Here is an 18,172-nt window from a genome sequence, read left to right as displayed (position 1 = left end):
TCATTTTTGTATTTCTATCTCATTTCTCGAAGCGATTTATTATTTTGAAAGTCAATTAAATCTAGGGTTTCATATTATACTGATACAGTTTCGCCATTGAATATTGTTTTTGAAATATCTATGGTTAGGCAAAAATAAACTTGAGAATATTGATCCCATGTTTCTAAAAAAACCATTATTAAGTGTACTTCTTACGACACTTTCACTTCCTGTTTTTGCTCAAGGGCTGGTTCTGAATGATGCAAATCTTCGTACTGACTTGAACTGGTTAAACCAGCAAGGGGTGATCCAGATCAGTACCTCGACCTGGCCGCTCAGTGGTGATGAAATTCAACGTGCTCTATCCAATGCACAAGTGAGTAACAAAGTACAACAACGTGTTATTGGTTCAGTTCTGGCAAAATTAACAGCAGACAATCAGCAGCTCAAAGTAGGCTTATTTGCGGAAAGTGATCCAAAAGATATTCCTCAAGCCTTTGGCGATCAGCAAAAGGCACAATTTCAGGCAGCTTTAGAGTTTAATGCAGGTGGCGAAAACTGGGATGCCAAACTCCGGGTTAATGCCGAAAAAGATCGACAAATTGAGAATGATCAGGATGTAAATCTGGAAGGATCTTATCTAGCAGGGAAACTCTGGAATCAATGGCTGATTGCCGGCCAAATTCCGACCTATTGGGGTCCGGGACATGATGGCAGCTTGATTCGCGGCGATGCTAGCCGCCCAGTATATGGATTTATGGCACAACGTGCAGAACAAACAGCTTTTGAAACTAAATGGCTGTCCTGGATTGGACCGTGGCAATATCAGGCTTTTGCAGGACAATTGGATGATTATACTGCCGTTCCAGATGCCAAACTAATTGGTCTTCGTGTAACAGCACAACCTTTATCTTACTTGGAGCTAGGTGCTTCTCGTGCGATTCAATGGGGTGGGGAAGGACGTCCTGAAAGCTTAAGTTCATTATGGGATGCTTTTGTCGGGAATAAAGATAATGGTGGTACGGGTGAACCTGACCCATCAAACCAGATTGCTGGTTTCGATGCACGCCTGAACCTGTTTCCTTTGACACAGGTACCTATGGGCTTCTATGGGCAATATGTAGGTGAAGATGAAGCGGGTGGTCTGCCTGCGAAGAAAATGTATCTGGCTGGAATAGACTATTCTTCGACTGTAAGAAATATGCCATATCAACTTTATACAGAATGGGCAGATACACGTACTAACGGCAAGGTGCGAGGTATTTCTTATAACCATACCAATTATACTGATGGTTTTTATCAGCATGGTTATCCGCTGGCACATGCTTTAGGTGGTGATGCACAGATGGTTTCAGTAGGTGGTGATATCCGTTTTGATCCGATGAACCGTTTATCTGGGCGGGTATTGTTTGCTGAAGTCAATCAGTCTGAGCGTGCAAGTGTAAATAATGCTGCTTTTGCTTTTGATGATGAAATTAAAGCACTAGATGTCACCTGGTCGCATTATATTCGTCCAGAAATGCCACTTAAAATTAATGCCTGGATAAGTGACTCAGATGTAAATGGTCAGGATGGCGGTGCCTCTATTGGAATTGAAATTCCATTAGAAAAAGGCTTGTTCAAATATTAATATTCAAGACACAACAAAATCCTGCTCATCTGGCAGGATTTTTTTATATTTTCAAAAATTACAGACAAAAAAAACGCAATGATTGGGGTTGTCATTGCGTAGAAAAAGGAAGTTTCTTTCAAAACTAAATCAAGATTAACTGTGGAGAGAGTTAAATTTGATTCCTTACTGTATGTAAGTATATTAGGACTCATTCTCATGTGACTCATCAGTATTCATGTTAATAGATGTTAAGTAAGGTTAAAACTATGAAGAATCTGTGTGGAAACTTGCCTTATTTTTGCGCATTTTGGCCTTAAATAAAAAAAGCCCTTTATGAAGGGCTTTTTTAAATATTGTCTAGCTTAGAAATGGAAAACACCTAAGCCTGTTTTCACTTCATCTAAAGTGGCCTGTGTAATGTCACGGCATTTATCTGTACCCGTTTTCAAAATATCCATGATGTAATCCGGGTCTTTAGCCAGTTCCATACGACGTTCACGAATCGGACCGATCAGCTCTTTCAGAATACCTTCCAGACGTTTTTTCACCGTACCATCACCTAAACCACCACGGCGATAATGTGCTTTCAGTTCTTCCAGTTCTTCTTTATTGGTGTCGAATGCATCCAGGTAAGTAAATACCACATTGCCTTCAACCTGGCCTGGATCTTCGATGCGAAGGTGATTCGGATCGGTATACATCGCATTGACAGCTTTTTTGATGTCTTTGTCAGAGGCATCTAGAACAATAGTATTACCTAATGATTTAGACATTTTCGCTTTACCGTCAAAACCTGGTAAGCGTCCCACATTAGAAAGCAGCGCTTTACATTCAGGCAGTAATTCACGGCCAATCTGACGGTTAAGGCGACGTACAATCTCATTGGTCTGTTCGATCATTGGAATCTGGTCTTCGCCCACCGGAACTACAGTTGCTTTAAAGGCTGTGATATCTGCTGCTTGAGCCACTGGATAGCATAAGAAACCTGCAGGAATATCACGCTCAAAACCACGCATCTGAATTTCTGATTTAATGGTCGGGTTGCGCTCTAGACGTGAAACTGTCACAAAGTTCAGATAGAGCATCGTCAGTTCGTTTAAGGCTGGCAGGCAAGACTGAACACAGATAGTAGTTTTGGTTGGATCAATACCGACAGCCAGATAATCTGTTGCTACTTCAATAATATTGCGACGTACTTTTTCAAAGTTGTCTGCATTATCTGTCAGGGCTTGAGCATCAGCGAGTAACAAATGTTGATGGTGAGAATCTTGTAAACCTACGCGAGAGCGTAATGAACCGACAAAATGGCCAAGGTGAAGCTGTCCGGTAGGACGGTCGCCAGTCAAGATTACTGGACGATTATCTTGATTACTCATTATCTATTCCAAAAAGTAGTCTGTACTACATCTATATTTTAACGAATGGCCACATTGTACGGCATTCTGTTTTTGAATGTCAGCCAGAAAAAAAGCCGCAGTAAAAAAATCTTATTAATTAAACAAGTGAATACAATATTTTTTAAATATTTTCATTAAAATATGTCTAAAGATGATAAGGATAACAAGAATGGCGAGCAGCTTATTAATATTATTGGATGATATTGCGACTGTTTTAGACGATGTTGCCGTGATGAGCAAGATGGCTGCAAAAAAGACGGCAGGTGTCTTGGGGGATGACTTGGCGTTAAATGCCCAGCAAGTCAGCGGTGTACGGGCAGAACGTGAACTTCCTGTGGTGTGGGGAGTAGCGAAAGGTTCTTTTATTAATAAGCTGATTCTTGTTCCTTTGGCTTTACTTATTAGTGTGGTTGCGCCTTGGTTAATCAATCCTTTACTGATGATTGGCGGTTTATTTCTCTGTTATGAAGGCGTAGAGAAAGTTCTACATAGTTTAAAGCATAAGAAAGCCAAGACTGAAGAAGATGCTGAGGCTGAATTCACTACGATCGAAACCGATTTGGCCACATTTGAAAAAGAGAAAATTAAGGGTGCGATCCGAACTGACTTTATTTTATCTGCGGAAATTGTAGTGATTTCTTTGGGTACGGTGGCAGCCGCAGCTTTTACCACCAAGGTCATCGTACTGGCAGGAATTGCCATATTAATGACAGTCGGGGTGTACGGCTTCGTCGCCATGATTGTTAAAATTGATGATTTAGGTTTGTACCTGACTAAGCAGGCATCCAGCTTCAAACAAAGTATAGGCTGTGGATTGCTGGCTTTTGCTCCTAAATTGATGAAAACCCTGACGATTGTAGGTACGATTGCAATGTTCCTGGTCGGTGGCGGGATTATTGCTCATACCATTCCATGGTTTCATCATTTCACTGAAGATTCGGTTGAGTATGTAGAGCATATGCCTAGTCTGGGCAGTATCGTAGGGGCTGTTACGCCTACACTTATTAATCTGGTGATTGGTTTTGTGGCAGGGTTAATCGTATTTATCTTGATTGGCTTTATTCAAAAAATCAGATCGAAATCAAAGCAGGCATAAATCAGGCCCGTTAAAATAAGCTGACTTTAAACTATAAGGAATCTCACTATGCGCTGGAAAGGACGTCGTGTTAGTAGCAATGTAGAAGACCGTCGTGGCGGTGGTGCCAAAGCCGGTGGAATCAGTATTCTCGGGTTGATTATTGCTTTCGTGGCCTGGAAGTTTTTTGGCGTTGATCCACAGCAAGCCTATCAAACCACCAAGCAGGTCACGCAAGGGGTTTCTAGTGCAGAAACACGGGGTCTGGAAAATCCAACGCCAGAACAGCAAGAAGCGATCGATTTTGTAGGAACTGTGCTTGCCGATACAGAAGATACCTGGTCTCAAGTATTTCAGCAGCAGCTGAACCAGCAATATACTCCGCCTAAACTGGTTCTATTTAGTGGGGTAGTAAATTCTGGTTGTGGTACAGCGCAATCGGCCATGGGGCCTTTCTACTGTCCGGCAGACCAGAAAGTTTATATTGATACGGCATTCTTTAAAGATATGCGTACTCAGATGGGAATTAGCGGGGAACAGAACTCAACCGAGTTATCTCGCAATGATCAGGCAGGCGATTTTGCTCAAGCCTATGTGGTAGCACATGAGGTGGGTCATCATATCCAGACCATTTTAGGTATTTCTTCACAGGTACAGCAGGCACGTCAACAAGCCACTCAAGCGCAGGGTAATCAGCTTTCTGTACGTCAAGAACTACAGGCGGATTGTCTGGCTGGGGTATGGGCTTATCATAACCATGAGCGTACGCAGTTCCTGGAGCAGGGTGATGTACAAGAAGCTATGGATGCGGCACACAAGATCGGTGATGACTATCTGCAGAAAAAGGCACAAGGCCATGTCGTGCCGGACAGCTTTACGCATGGTACCAGTGCACAGCGGGTAAAATGGTTTAATACCGGTCTGAAATCAGGTCAAATGTCTGCTTGTGATACTTTTAATCAAAATATCTAAAACTAAAGATCAAAAAAGGGGAGCAAATGCTCCCCTCATGATTGAATAGTTATTTTTCCAGAAAACGACGGAAGTTTTTCAAAATCTTGATACTGACAAACAAGGCAGCCAGGGCAAATAGCGAAATCGCAAAGAGAATATATTTTAAATTGCTGATGTCATTATTATAAAATTGCTTCAATTCATTTTTGGAATAGCTGAGTGTAGTGATTTGACCAGTTCGACTATCTTGGAACTGAATATTTTCAATATAAAAATAATTTCTCGCTTTTAATAAATTAACATTTTGAATCTGCCGGGTATGTGACTGGTTATAGTCATCAGTACATAGGGCAGCATAATGCTCACAGCTGATTTTTGCTACATAACCATTTCCGGCAATCAGGATAAACAAGGCATTGTCTGGACGTTGATTATTAGACACTAGTACATATTGCGCTTTGGCGCTGCTTTTTAAAGGAATGCTCACGGCTTGCTGATAATGTTGATCTGCTTTCAGAATTTCCTGAACTTTGGCAACACAGGTGAACATCAAGGAAAGTGTGACCAGAAAAATGACAGCAGCGAGGCACAGACGGAATATGGTTTTGACAGTTTGATGCATGGGAGAAAATTTCTAAATATAAAGAAGAGGTGAGCAATAAAGTGCTTTAAGGCTGTATGTTAAATCATCAGTTGTGAATATTGAAAAGAAACTTAACTTAATTCGAAAAAAAATGGGACTAAACTTGATCCGCTAAAATATACTGTTTTTTTAAATTTATATTTCAAGTAAATCTTTCAGCTCACGGCTGCAAATTGCCAAATCTTAGGAAACCTAATGGGAAGTTTCTTTTTTTTACAACTGTTGACAGTGGTCTTTGCTCTGTCAATTGCCACTACCATGTTCAACAAACGTGTTCTAAGTTTTCCTCAAGCCATTGGTGTGCCGATTGTTTCCGCTATTTTTGTTTTTATCCTGCAATGGTGTGCAAGTCTGCTACAGGGTAATCCATTTTTTAGCATCAATATTGATAATATTGAGAAAGCAGTCCGCCATGTCGATTTTTATGACTTCCTGATTAATGGGGTGATCTGTTTCATTCTGACATCATCCGCATTGAAGTTTAAGGTTTCAGATTTACGCAATCACTGGCGGCCGATTGGTATTCTGGCCAGTCTGGCATTAGTTTTCTGTGCAGTTTTCTTTGGTATTGCGCTATACGGTTATCAGTTCCTGATTGGTAACCACGTCGATATATTGGTCCTACTATTGCTGGGTGCTGCGCTCGGAGCAACGGATCCAATTGGGATTAAAGGTGTACTCAGTTCGGTACGCGCACCCCATCATTTGATCGTGAAGCTGGAAGGTGAGTCGCTGTTTAATGATGCGATGTGTATTGCATTATTTATGACCTTACTGAATGTACTGCAAGGTGAAAACTTTACCGTACTCGCCGTCCTGCAAACATTGCTTTATGAAATTGTCGTGGCAGTCTTGATCGGGATCGGTTTTGGTCTGGCGATTCTACGTATTCTGCGCGGTAAACATGAAATGGAATCACTGATATTAACTACTGCACTGTTGGCTTGTGGTTCATATCTGATTGCTTTACTGGCGCATGCTTCTGCACCAATTGCCTGTGTAATTGGCGGCTTGATCGTCGGTAATAAATGGAAAGAAATTCTGGCTGATGCAGACATCGGTGATGTAAACCATTTCTGGCATACGGTAGAGGGGATTATCAATTCCTTCCTGTTCACCTTGATTGGTCTGGAATTGTTCATTATTGATCTAAGCACCAGTCTGGTCCTAGGCGGGATTGTCGCTTTCATAATTCTGCATTTGGCACGCTTCCTGGCCAACCATCTGTCTTTTGCATTATTCCCTAGAATGCGTAAGAAGAGTTATAACGGCAGTTTAACCATTCTGTCTTGGGGTGGGGTACGTGGCGGGATTTCCTTAGCCCTGATTCTGGCAGTGGCCAATATTCCACAACTGGAAGCGTATAGCAGTATTCTGATTGGATATACCTTCATTGTGGTACTTCTTTCCGGGGTGGTTTGTGGCCTAGGTTTGCCAGCCGTAATGAATGCCTTTTATTACAACCCGAATGAAGAAACCCAAGGCTTTAAAGGCTGGTATCAGCGCATGTGCCACAAGATGAACCGTCGCGGTTTTCAGTATATTGTAGGCGAGGATGCAAATGGAAATGAAACCATCACCATCTTCCAGCCGGAAATGCTGATTGATAAGAAAGATGCCGATGGTGTAGCAACGGTACATCATCCTGACAAAGTACAAGAAGTGAAACGTTTAGAGAATCCGGAGAATTTCTAATTATTAGAATTTTCTATCAAGACTGAAAGCCTATGACATCAAGTGCAAGCCAGGAAATGGCACAAATGATTCTGAGTGTGGTCAGCCAGATTCCTTATGCGAAGGTAGCGACCTATGGACAGATCGCTAAACTGGCTGGCTTACCCAAACATGCGCGTCTGGTGGGTAGGGTTTTAAGTCAGCTTGATACAGAAACTGATTTGCCCTGGCATCGTGTCCTGAATGCTCAAGGTAAGATCAGTCTCAATAAACTGGATGAATATGGACATAATATTCAACAGCAAAAGTTAGGCGCAGAAGGGATTCTATGTGCTGGAAATCGGGTCAGTTTAAAGCAGTATCAATGGGATGGATTTGTTTGAAAGAGAAATCCCCACTTGATTGAAGTGGGGATTTTTTATTACTTACGGATGACCATTACAGGAACATTGGCCTGTCCCAAGATGCTTTGCGCAACACTTCCTAGGAACAGTTTCTTGAAGCCAGTGCGGCCATGTGAACCAATCACAATCAGATCAGTATTCAAGGATTCTGCCGCCTTGACAATTTCACTATAAATCACCTGACCTTCGAGTAATTGAGTTTCTGCATCAATACCTGCCGCAGCAAATTTTGCTTTTGCTTCGTCAAGTGTCTTCAGAATCGCAGTACGGGCACGTTCAACCAGGTCATTGGTTTGAGCTGCTGTGATGTATTCAGCTGCGATATAGGGATCAAGTGCCAGCACCTGAACCACTGTTACTTTACTGTTAAATGCTTTGGCAATTTCGACGGCTTTATCGACTGCAGCGTAGGAAGTTTCTGAACCGTCAACGGGTACTAAAATATGTTCAAATGACATTAGAATTCTCCTTATCGGAAATAAGTTTTATAAAAATATGACGCGTTAAAATCGTATACGAATTGTTGTTTATACTTTGATCATAACGCGTATTTTATAAAAATAAAACCAAGTAAATACCTCAGTATTATGTTTAACAAAGCAATAATTTTTAATGGTTGGTATATTTTATAAGTTTTTGATTTATATTTATATTTTGAGATTAAAATAATATGATTTTAGAATATTAATGAACTCACTTAAAAAAGCCATCTGATTTTAATACTGCGTTATTACCTGTAATTTTAGATTCAAAAAATCCCTGTTATATAAAACTATAGGAACAGGTTTAAAATTGAGATTTTAATAATGAAAAATCTATCAAACTGCATAAAGATAGACTGCTATTTCTAATAGTAACCTTCTATCAGCATAATTTTAGTGTTCTAAAACTTCCCTTTCCAAGGGTGGGTTAATACCGTTATTTTCTTTTTTAAATTGAGCACGATCTGTAATGGATTTCTCACATTCATTATAGTGATCAATTGCAAAGTTTTTAATTAAGGCGGAACGTCCAGACTGATCTTAGGGTATTTCATATTTAAACGCTTTTTCAGTAAGTTTTATACCAATCAGAGTATGGAGATCATTCGCTGTACCGTAGTGCTGTTTTATTTGCTGAATCATCCATTTCTGTGGTGCACCTTTCAGTCTAAAGAGCATGACTTCTTGAGCCAAACTTTTCACATCATCAAATCCTGAAAATCTGCTGCTTGGATGAATAACAGTTGCATTGGCTAAACTTATAAAACTCAATAGGAGCAGGCTTAGGTATATTTTGAATTTCGTCATCTTCAGTTTTGCTTTAATCCAGAGATACTATTGGTCATATTTGGAAAAGCATTATAGCGATAGGAAAAGGTCCTAGATTCACTTTTTATTTTTTTTCTTCAGCAAGTTATTCTTAAAATTAAATATTATGTGATACGACTTTGATTCAGATTTGGCTTTAAAAAAAGATACTAATTTTCATAGTATTTGCTAATAGGTTTCGAATTAAAGCATGATTTGTACAAAGTTTAAGAGTTTATGATTAATTTGCATAAAGACTGAACATTTGTGGTTTAAAATGCTTGACGATACAACCTGAAATTACGATAATGCGCACACAGTTTACGGCTATGTAGCTCAGTTGGTTAGAGCACCGCACTCATAATGCGGGGGTCACAGGTTCAAGTCCCGTCATAGCCACCATTTTTAAAGACCAAGCTCTCAGCTTGGTCTCTTTTTTTGTGCCATAAAAATATCAATAAAAAATTAAGAGAAAGTTCTTCTAAATATCTGTCTGTTTAAATTTTTGAATCTTTTTTATTTTTTAACCCGAATCATTTTTTAAAGATAAAAAATGCCCAAGCATTTACTTGGGCATTATGGCTGATCTGGTTTAGTTAAAACTTAGATACCTGCTTTCCAACCATTAACGATCGGATAGCGACGTTCACGACCATAAGAACGCGAGCTAATACGTGGACCAATCGCACCCTGACGACGTTTGTATTCGTTAATATCAACCAGACGAATCACTTTTTTCACGACTTCAGCTTCAAAACCTTTGGCAATGATGTCATCCTGGCTCAGATCTTCTTCAATATAAGCATAAAGAATCGCATCAAGTACTTCATAAGCCGGTAATGAATCCTGATCGACCTGATCTGGACGAAGTTCTGCAGATGGTGGGCGAGTAATGACACGCTCAGGAATCACAGGAGTTTCTGCGATGCTGTTACGGTATTTCGCCAGTTCAAACACAATGGTTTTATAAACATCTTTTAATACCGCAAAACCACCGACCATATCGCCATATAGTGTGCAGTAACCAACGGCAAGTTCAGATTTATTACCGGTTGCCAGAACCAGATTGCCGAACTTGTTAGACAGCGCCATTAATAGCGTACCGCGTGCACGTGCTTGCAGGTTTTCTTCAGTGGCATCTACAGGGGCATTGCCAAAGAAGGGATACAGGGTTTGCAAGAAGCCACTTACAATCGGGTTAATCTCGGCAATACCGAAAGTTACACCCATGGTTTTTGCCTGTTCAGTAGCATCTTCTACACTGATCTGAGCAGTATAGGTATAAGGCATCATCACTGCTTGGACTTTGTCAGGGCCAATCGCATCTGCTGCGATGGCAAGAGTCAGGGCAGAGTCAATACCACCAGACAGACCCAGAATTACACCTGGAAAACCTGAACGCTGTACATAATCACGGGTTGCCATCACCAGACTTTGATAAATCTCGGCCATAGTTTCTAGGGCTGGAGTAATCGTGCCTTTGCTGAACTCTAATTTTTCTGCATCATATTCAGCGATATACAGGCCTTTTTCAAAGCTAGGTGCTTGCAGAGCCACTTCGCCTGATTTATTGAGTACAAAGCTGGTGCCGTCAAAGATCAGATCATCTTGGCCACCTACCTGGTTACAGTACACCAGATTGATATTCAACTGTTTGACCAGCGCAGCCATGGTATCGATACGGTGTTGCGGTTTGCCAACTTCATATGGAGAAGCATTCAGAACCAGTGCAGTATCAATATTCAATTGAGCCAGCTGTTGAACCGTAGATAATGACCAGACATCTTCACAGATCAGGACACCAAACTTGTGTCCCAGATATTCGAAGACCAGATGCTGATGTCCTTCACCAAAATAGCGTTTCTCATCAAATACACCATAGTTTGGCAATGTCTGTTTATTATAAACCCCTAAAACTTCGCCATCTTTCATAACGGCGGCTGAGTTATAGCGTTCACCATCTTCGGTTTGATTGACAAAACCAAAGACCATGACGATATCTTTTACTTCAGTCAGTTTTTCAAACGCCAGCTTTGTGCGTTTAGCCAGACTTGGACGAATTAATAAATCTTCAGCCGGATAACCTAAAGTTGAAAGTTCAGGGAAAATAATAAGATCAGCATTATCTTTTTTGGCCTGATTTGCCAAATCTATCATTGTCTGCGTGTTTGCATCTAAATTGCCCACATGTGGAGAGAATTGAGCAATCGCAATTTTAAAACTTTTCATTCCAATTAAGTCCTATTCCTATAGGTGAATACACTAAATCACTGATTTTTAAAATTCTAATTATCCAGCTGAGTGCAGTTTGATACGAACAAAATGCCAAATGGCCAAAATTAAAAAAGTCATGACCGCATGATCATTAAATCTTGATTTGCGAGCTAAAAATATCATACTTGGCTTATTTTATCGAAATTTGAGGCAGATGCTAGAGCTGTTTCAGGAGAATTGAAACAGATGCACAAAGTTATGGTCAAAAATGACTTATTATGGTGCTTTTTTATTCTGGTAAATGCACAAAAATACTCAATTGGATTTAAATAAGTTTATTTTTCATAAATAGAAATCAACAGAATACTTGAGTGAAAAGTATTCAATATCATCTGCTTATCTGATTTTTTAAAATAATATTGGGAATTTTTTTTAGAAAAATATCGCGTGCAATATCTCCCTGTTGTTCAATGTTATAGTCTAAAAAGGATTTGTTGGGATTAAATTGATATTTGTAAGGATTATATTTTCCCATACTTAAAAAATAAGCGGCTTGTAAAAAAGCGCCCTTAAACAACACATTAATATTCTGCTGATATTGATAAATATGCGCCATTTCATGAATGAAAAGCGCCTGATAAGAACGGCTTTCTTTAGAATAATCGTCCCGATAATTCAAGTTGCGGACGTGAATATAACCACTTGGTGCCATAATCACATGCTTGGATTGCCAAGGCAGGAAAGGGTGATTCATGACACGGACTGCTGAATAGTCAATCAGGTCAGCAAAGACTTGCTGGCAAAGCTTGATTTCCCCTGAAGTTAAGTTCCGGCTTTTAAACTGATCAAAACGAATCATTCTCAGGATGAAGGGAAGCAGGTAAAACAGCATTAAAACTCAATCCTTAACGATATAAGAGTAATTTCTAGAAATTTGTAGAAATTGAAAATTCTTCAGGTTTACTATTTTAAGTTTTTCACATCTTGGTTGTGTTGGTTTTTGTCAGTCATAAAAAAACCACCCAGAAGGGTGGTTTTTACGTCTTTCAACGCTAACCGAATTAACGGTTGATGTCGCGTTGAACTTCACCAGTGTAAAGCTGACGAGGACGACCGATCTTGTAAGGACCGCTGTGCATTTCTAACCAGTGGCTGATCCAACCAACTGTACGTGCAAGCGCGAAGATCACAGTAAACATTTCTGTTGGGATACCAATCGCTTTAAGGATGATACCTGAGTAGAAGTCTACGTTAGGGTAAAGGTTACGTTTGATGAAGTATTCGTCAGAAAGCGCGATACGTTCAAGTTCCATAGCAAGAGCAAGCTGTGGATCGTTGATGCCAAGAGCACCAAGAACTTCGTCACAAGTTTCTTTCATTACTTTCGCACGTGGATCGAAGTTTTTGTACACACGGTGACCGAAGCCCATGAGTTTAACTTCTTTAGTTTTCACTTTTTCCATGAAGCCAGCAACGTTTTCTACAGTGCCGATTTCATCAAGCATCTTAAGAACAGCTTCGTTCGCACCACCGTGAGCAGGACCCCAAAGTGCAGAGATACCAGCAGCGATACATGCATATGGGTTAGCGCCAGTAGAACCAGCTAAACGTACTGTAGACGTAGAAGCATTTTGTTCGTGGTCAGCGTGAAGCGTGAAGATACGGTCCATTGCTTTCGCAAGGATTGGATCTACTTTGTAGTCACGGTCTGCAGGAGTTGCAAACATCATGTACAGGAAGTTTTCAGCGTAAGTCAAATCGTTACGTGGGTAAACGAATGGTTGACCAACAGTGTATTTGTAGCTCCAAGCTGCCAAAGTAGGAATCTTAGCGATTAAACGAATCGCAGTGATTTCACGATGGTTAACATCTTCGATGTCCAGATTGTTGTGATAGAACGCAGACAACGCACCAACAACACCAACCATGATTGCCATAGGGTGAGCATCACGACGGAAACCGTTATAGAAGCGGCTTACTTGATCGTGAACCATAGTGTGGTTACGAACTTTAGCGTCGAATTCTTCTTTTTGCTCAGCTGTTGGAAGCTCGCCATTAAGAAGTAAGTAGCAAGTTTCTAGGTAATCAGCTTTAGTTGCTAACTGGTCAATTGGGTAGCCACGGTGTAAAAGAACACCTTTATTACCATCGATGAAAGTGATTTTAGACTCGCATGCAGCTGTTGCCATAAAACCAGGATCAAAAGTAAAGTGACCTGCAGCCAACACATCTTTAACGTCGATTACATCTGGGCCCAATGTGCCGCTGTAAATTGGTAATTCAATTTCTTTGCCATCAAGCTGTAAAACGGCTTTCTTGCCAGTTGCTTCAGACATTCAATAGATCTCCTGTCCTGGTGAATGTATATCCGAGTTGCCTATCAATCTTTTAATGCACAAAACGGACGGATCAAAAATTTGCTATAAGATTAGTGGCTACTGAAATTTTGTCAATTATACTTATGGATGAAAAATGACATTCTCACAGTGGTTTAGTCATTTATCTTGGTATAAAAAGTTTAATAAAATCACAGTACCAAACCTCTATAATAAGTCAAATTGAACAGAAGGTGCAGAAAAAAATATAGTCTTTGCCGTATTTGTAAGCGTTTTTTCCTAGCAAAAAATAAAGGAGAAATTGAGAAAATATTCTAAGACTGCAACTTAAAATTATATAAATCTCGTAACTTACATCGATTTCCTTAAGTTTTTACTTCAAACTTGAATTATAAATAAAAGCAATAAATTTTCTTTTTGGCTCTGTTTAATCGGCTAAAAAATAGCTCGTAAATTTACTTCACTTTGTTTAATACAACTTAAACAAAAATAAATAAGTGTTTTTTTGAATATAAAATGTCTAAAAACATCAAAAAAACTATGATCTACAAAGAGATAAGTAGGTTTTAGTATAAAAATTCTAAATTGAGATGCCTTTATATAAATAGTCATTATTTATTTGTGAAATATATCCTTATGATTTTACTTGGGATTAATAAGGATTTAGGATCGAAATTATATTTTTGCTGTTCATCTTTAGTCTAAATCTACTTAGTCGAAGCTTGGCTAGATAACAGACTAAATTAATCAAGTTAATTATTAAAAAACAAATATCTAGAATGAGAATATGAAGATAAAGTAAGTGGGGGAGAACTTAAAGTTATTGTTAATGATTCTTATTTAAAGGTTTTTTGTTCAAAAAGCCAAATACAGTTGTTTGTATTTTAATAGTTCACGTTTTATAATTCAGTGTCGTTTTATGTTTAGGCATGTATTTGCCTGATAATGCCAGCTTTCCTTCGAATTAATTCCAACAAACTCCGGATGGAGTTTTTAACTACAGGATGCCCGCTGTGAAAAGCAACAGACCTGTCAATTTGTCCATGGGTCAAGTTTTAGAAGTAAACTTAAAATCACCCGTGGCTATTGCATCAATTCTACACCGTCTTTCAGGTGTCATCGTATTTTTACTCGTACCGGTCCTTTTGTGGCTGTTGGATAAATCATTGTCTTCAGCAGAAGGTTTTGCTGAAGTGCAGGAAATCTTTAACGGTTTCTTTGTCCGCTTTATCGTATGGGTATTTGTAGCCGGCTTAATTTATCATTTGTTCACTGGTATTAAGCACTTACTTGCAGATATCGGCGTTGCAGAAGAACTGCAAAGCGGTCGTACTGCAGCTACTATTTCATTAATCTTGTCTGCAATCGGTATTGTTGCAGCATTTGTATGGATCGTACTCTAATGAAAAGTGCTACTGGTTTAACAGGTTCAGGTTCTCGTGATTGGTTTGTCCAACGCATCAGTGCTGTAGTTCTAGCTGTTTATACCGTTGTGGTGTTTGGTTGGATCCTACTGAATGGTGGCTTCAACTACGAGCAATGGTACGGCTTTATGATGACAGTTCCAATGAAGATCATGTCTTTGTTGGCAGTCTTATCTCTTGTTGCGCATGCATGGATCGGTATGTGGCAGGTATTCACTGACTATGTGACTACTCGTCAAATGGGTCCATCAGCATCAGGTTTACGCCTTGTACTGACTTCAGCAGTGATTATTGCTGTATTTGCATATGCGATCTGGGCAATCCAGATTTTTTGGGCGAATTGATAGGAAACAATCATGGGCGCTATAACCCCTAAAGAAGATTACACAAATATTCCACACGAAACTTTCGATGCAGTTATCGTTGGTGGTGGTGGTTCTGGTATGCGCGCTTCTTACCAACTTGCTCAAGCAGGTTTGAAAGTTGCGGTACTGACTAAAGTATTCCCAACACGTTCTCACACTGTAGCAGCGCAGGGTGGTATCGGTGCATCTCTTGGTAACATGCAAGAAGATAACTGGCATTACCACTTCTACGACACAGTTAAAGGTTCTGACTGGTTAGGTGACCAAGACGCGATCGAGTTCATGACTCGCGAAGCACCGCAAGTGGTATACGAATTAGAACATTTAGGTATGCCATTTGACCGTAACGCAGACGGTACGATTTACCAACGTCCATTTGGTGGTCACTCTGCAAACTACGGTGAAAAAGCAGTTCCACGTGCATGTGCTGCAGCCGACCGTACAGGTCACGCGCTTCTTCATACGCTTTATCAAAGCAATGTGAAAATGGGTACTCAGTTCTTCGTTGAATGGATCGCGCTTGACCTGATCCGTAACGAAGCTGGTGATGTACTGGGTGTGACAGCAATCGATCAGGAAACTGGTAAAATTGCCGTATTCCAGGCGAAAGCTACATTGTTCGCTACAGGTGGTGCTGGTCGTGTTTATCGTGCATCTACTAACGCATATATCAACACTGGTGACGGTCTTGGTATGGCAGCTCGTGCAGGTATTCCATTACAAGATATGGAATTCTGGCAATTCCACCCTACAGGTGTTGCGGGCGCAGGCGTACTGTTGACTGAAGGTTGTCGTGGTGAAGGTGCAATCCTTCGTAATAAAGACGGCGAACCGTTCATGGAACGTTATGCACCGACTCTGAAAGACTTGGCTCCTCGTGACTTCGTATCACGTTCTATGGACCAGGAAATCAAAGAAGGTCGTGGTTGTGGTCCTAAAGGTGATTATATCCTTCTTGATATGACTCACTTGGGTGCTGACACCATCATGAAACGTCTGCCATCTGTATTCGAGATTGGTAAGAAATTCGCGAACGTTGACATTACTAAAGAGCCAATTCCTGTAGTACCTACAATCCATTACCAAATGGGTGGTATTCCTACAAATATTCATGGTCAGGTAGTTGTTCCTGAGTCTCCAGAATCTGAAGCTCTAGTAACGAACTACGACAAGAATACTGATACCTATTCTACTAACCAAGAAGGTCGCAACTTCACGAAACCAGTGAAAGGCTTCTATGCGATCGGTGAATGTTCATGTGTATCTGTACACGGTGCAAACCGTTTAGGTACAAACTCACTGCTTGATTTGGTTGTATTTGGTAAGGCTGCTGGCCAGCACATCATCGACTACGTGACTAAACACCACGGTGATGAGTATGAACCGCTTCCTACAACTGTGCTTGAAAACACAATTAAGCGTGTTCGTAAGCTGGATGAATCAACAACTGGTGAGAATGCTCAAGAAGTTGCTGATGCAATCCGTGACATCGTTCAAGACCACGCGGGTGTATTCCGTACAACTGCGCTGCTTGAAGAAGGTGTAAAACAAATTCTTGCAATTGAGCCGCGTGTTCGCAACATTCACTTGAAAGACAAATCTAAAGTATTCAATACTGCACGTATTGAAGCTCTAGAAGTTGAAAACCTGTATGAAGTTGCTAAAGCGACCTTGATTTCAGCTGCTGCACGTAAAGAATGTCGTGGTGCTCACACTGTGGTAGATTTCGAATTACCACCAGATCACCCAGAGTATCCATATGGCCGTCGTGACGACGAGTGGATGAAACACACCTTGTGGTTCTCTGCTGATAATCGTCTTGAGTACAAGCCAGTGCGTTACAAACCACTTTCGGTTGATGCAATTCCACCGAAACCACGTACATTCTAATCAGGAGATTTAAGATGAGTAGAGGTACTCGTACATTTCATATCTACCGCTACGATCCTGATAAGGATAAAGCACCGTATATGCAAACTTTTAAGCTTGAACTGACTGATAAGCACCGTATGTTGCTTGATGCGCTTCTTGCATTAAAAGTACAGGACGAATCTTTGACATTCCGTCGTTCATGCCGTGAAGGGATCTGTGGTTCTGATGGTGTGAACATTAATGGTAAAAACGGTTTGGCGTGTCTTTGGAACCTGAACGATTTACCAAATGAAATCACGATTCGTCCACTACCTGGTCTTCCAGTAATCAAAGACCTTGTAGTTGACATGAACCAGTTCTACGACCAGTACAACAAGATTCATCCGTTCTTGATCAACAACCAGCCTGCACCTCCTAAAGAGCGTCTGCAGTCTCCTGAAGAACGTGAACACTTGAATGGTCTGTATGAATGTATTCTTTGTGCATGTTGTTCAACTTCATGCCCATCATTCTGGTGGAACCCAGACAAGTTCTTGGGTCCTTCAGCATTATTGAATGCATACCGTTTCATCATCGATTCGCGTGATACAGGTACTCAAGAGCGTCTGGCTCGTCTTGACGATCCGTTCTCTCTGTTCCGTTGTAAAGGTATCATGAACTGTGTATCTGTATGTCCTAAAGGCTTGAACCCTACTAAAGCAATCGGTCACATCCGTAACATGCTTCTAGATATGGCTGGCTAATTTAGACTGCAATAAACAGTTTTTCAAAAAGCACACCACTTGGTGTGCTTTTTGCTTTATAGGGCTCCATAAACGAACAGTGGTCGTGAAAACTGCTGTTATTGGTGCTGTATCTCATATGATCAAATCGGGTGATGAATCATTGCAGAACATTTTGGTCGGATTTATGCACTATTATGATGTTGTTTGAG

The 18,172-nt window shown here is 40.4% G+C and carries 16 protein-coding genes and 1 tRNA gene; 10 read left to right on the top strand and 7 right to left on the bottom strand.

Translation table 11 applies throughout. The annotated features are described in order from the left end of the window. The first annotated feature begins 157 nt into the window (after positions 1 to 157). Complete coding sequence (locus tag FTU03_RS04010) at positions 158 to 1,609, top strand: capsule assembly Wzi family protein (RefSeq protein ID WP_179992118.1); 1,452 nt, start codon at positions 158 to 160, stop codon at positions 1,607 to 1,609. A gap of 344 nt (positions 1,610 to 1,953) precedes the next feature. On the opposite strand, the gene trpS is transcribed toward FTU03_RS04010, so the two are convergent. Beyond that, a complete protein-coding gene (gene trpS / locus FTU03_RS04005) occupies positions 1,954 to 2,967 on the bottom strand; it encodes a tryptophan--tRNA ligase (protein WP_005234596.1) in 1,014 nt (337 codons plus the stop codon). 190 nt (positions 2,968 to 3,157) lie between these two features. Here trpS and FTU03_RS04000 point away from each other — a divergent pair, with 190 nt between their 5' ends. After that, complete coding sequence (locus FTU03_RS04000) at positions 3,158 to 4,084, top strand: DUF808 domain-containing protein (RefSeq protein ID WP_166137010.1); 927 nt, start codon at positions 3,158 to 3,160, stop codon at positions 4,082 to 4,084. Positions 4,085 to 4,132: 48 nt separating this feature from the next. Next, a complete protein-coding gene (locus FTU03_RS03995) occupies positions 4,133 to 5,035 on the top strand; it encodes a neutral zinc metallopeptidase (protein ID WP_179992117.1) in 903 nt (300 codons plus the stop codon). Between the two features lie 49 nt (positions 5,036 to 5,084). On the opposite strand, the gene FTU03_RS03990 is transcribed toward FTU03_RS03995, so the two are convergent. Beyond that, positions 5,085 to 5,639 (bottom strand): hypothetical protein, encoded by a 555-nt coding sequence (locus FTU03_RS03990; RefSeq protein WP_179992116.1) that lies wholly within the window; start codon positions 5,637 to 5,639, stop codon positions 5,085 to 5,087. A gap of 216 nt (positions 5,640 to 5,855) precedes the next feature. Between FTU03_RS03990 and FTU03_RS03985 the strand changes: the two genes are divergently transcribed. After that, the gene (locus FTU03_RS03985; protein ID WP_179992115.1) at positions 5,856 to 7,355 is read left to right on the top strand and encodes a sodium:proton antiporter; all 1,500 of its coding nucleotides are present in this window, start codon (positions 5,856 to 5,858) and stop codon (positions 7,353 to 7,355) included. A gap of 65 nt (positions 7,356 to 7,420) precedes the next feature. Continuing rightward, on the top strand, positions 7,421 to 7,717 hold the full coding sequence (locus FTU03_RS03980; protein WP_125278749.1) for an MGMT family protein: 297 nt from the start codon (positions 7,421 to 7,423) through the stop codon (positions 7,715 to 7,717). A gap of 38 nt (positions 7,718 to 7,755) precedes the next feature. Here FTU03_RS03980 and FTU03_RS03975 read toward each other — a convergent pair whose 3' ends face one another. Both FTU03_RS03975 and FTU03_RS16160 read right to left on the bottom strand, forming a co-directional pair. Beyond that, positions 7,756 to 8,196, bottom strand: coding sequence for a universal stress protein (locus tag FTU03_RS03975; RefSeq protein ID WP_004782991.1), 441 nt, complete (start codon positions 8,194 to 8,196; stop codon positions 7,756 to 7,758). A 564-nt stretch (positions 8,197 to 8,760) separates the two neighbouring features. Next, positions 8,761 to 9,027, bottom strand: coding sequence for a hypothetical protein (locus FTU03_RS16160; protein WP_257218389.1), 267 nt, complete (start codon positions 9,025 to 9,027; stop codon positions 8,761 to 8,763). A 325-nt stretch (positions 9,028 to 9,352) separates the two neighbouring features. Here FTU03_RS16160 and FTU03_RS03965 point away from each other — a divergent pair. Continuing rightward, a tRNA-Met gene (locus tag FTU03_RS03965) sits at positions 9,353 to 9,429 on the top strand. 201 nt (positions 9,430 to 9,630) lie between these two features. Here FTU03_RS03965 and FTU03_RS03960 read toward each other — a convergent pair. The 3 genes from FTU03_RS03960 to gltA all read right to left on the bottom strand — a co-directional run bounded on the left by FTU03_RS03960 (position 9,631) and on the right by gltA (position 13,577). Next, entirely contained in the window at positions 9,631 to 11,256 is a 1,626-nt protein-coding gene (locus tag FTU03_RS03960; protein WP_159122816.1) for an NAD+ synthase, read from the bottom strand. Positions 11,257 to 11,629: 373 nt separating this feature from the next. Then, positions 11,630 to 12,133, bottom strand: coding sequence for a hypothetical protein (locus FTU03_RS03955; RefSeq protein WP_179992114.1), 504 nt, complete (start codon positions 12,131 to 12,133; stop codon positions 11,630 to 11,632). A 169-nt stretch (positions 12,134 to 12,302) separates the two neighbouring features. Continuing rightward, positions 12,303 to 13,577, bottom strand: coding sequence for a citrate synthase (gene gltA / locus FTU03_RS03950; RefSeq protein ID WP_004782984.1), 1,275 nt, complete (start codon positions 13,575 to 13,577; stop codon positions 12,303 to 12,305). 1,004 nt (positions 13,578 to 14,581) lie between these two features. On the opposite strand from gltA, the gene sdhC reads away from it, so the two are divergent. Genes sdhC through FTU03_RS03930 form a run of 4 tightly spaced genes read left to right on the top strand, consistent with a single transcriptional unit; the run spans position 14,582 to position 17,981 of the window. Continuing rightward, a complete protein-coding gene (gene sdhC / locus FTU03_RS03945; RefSeq protein WP_034705238.1) occupies positions 14,582 to 14,980 on the top strand; it encodes a succinate dehydrogenase, cytochrome b556 subunit in 399 nt (132 codons plus the stop codon). Next, a complete protein-coding gene (gene sdhD, locus FTU03_RS03940) occupies positions 14,980 to 15,345 on the top strand; it encodes a succinate dehydrogenase, hydrophobic membrane anchor protein (protein WP_004782980.1) in 366 nt (121 codons plus the stop codon). Before sdhC ends, sdhD begins: the two co-directional genes overlap by 1 nt. Positions 15,346 to 15,357: 12 nt before the next feature. Next, positions 15,358 to 17,256: an FAD-binding protein gene (locus FTU03_RS03935; protein WP_004782979.1), complete on the top strand. Its 1,899-nt coding sequence runs from the start codon at positions 15,358 to 15,360 to the stop codon at positions 17,254 to 17,256. 14 nt (positions 17,257 to 17,270) lie between these two features. Then, positions 17,271 to 17,981, top strand: coding sequence for a succinate dehydrogenase iron-sulfur subunit (locus FTU03_RS03930; protein ID WP_004782977.1), 711 nt, complete (start codon positions 17,271 to 17,273; stop codon positions 17,979 to 17,981). Positions 17,982 to 18,172: the final 191 nt, after the last annotated feature.

The sequence above is a fragment of the Acinetobacter sp. YH12046 genome (genome assembly GCF_013419905.1).
Taxonomy (GTDB): Bacteria; Pseudomonadota; Gammaproteobacteria; order Pseudomonadales; family Moraxellaceae; genus Acinetobacter.
This window is presented reverse-complemented; position numbering and strand designations above follow the sequence as displayed.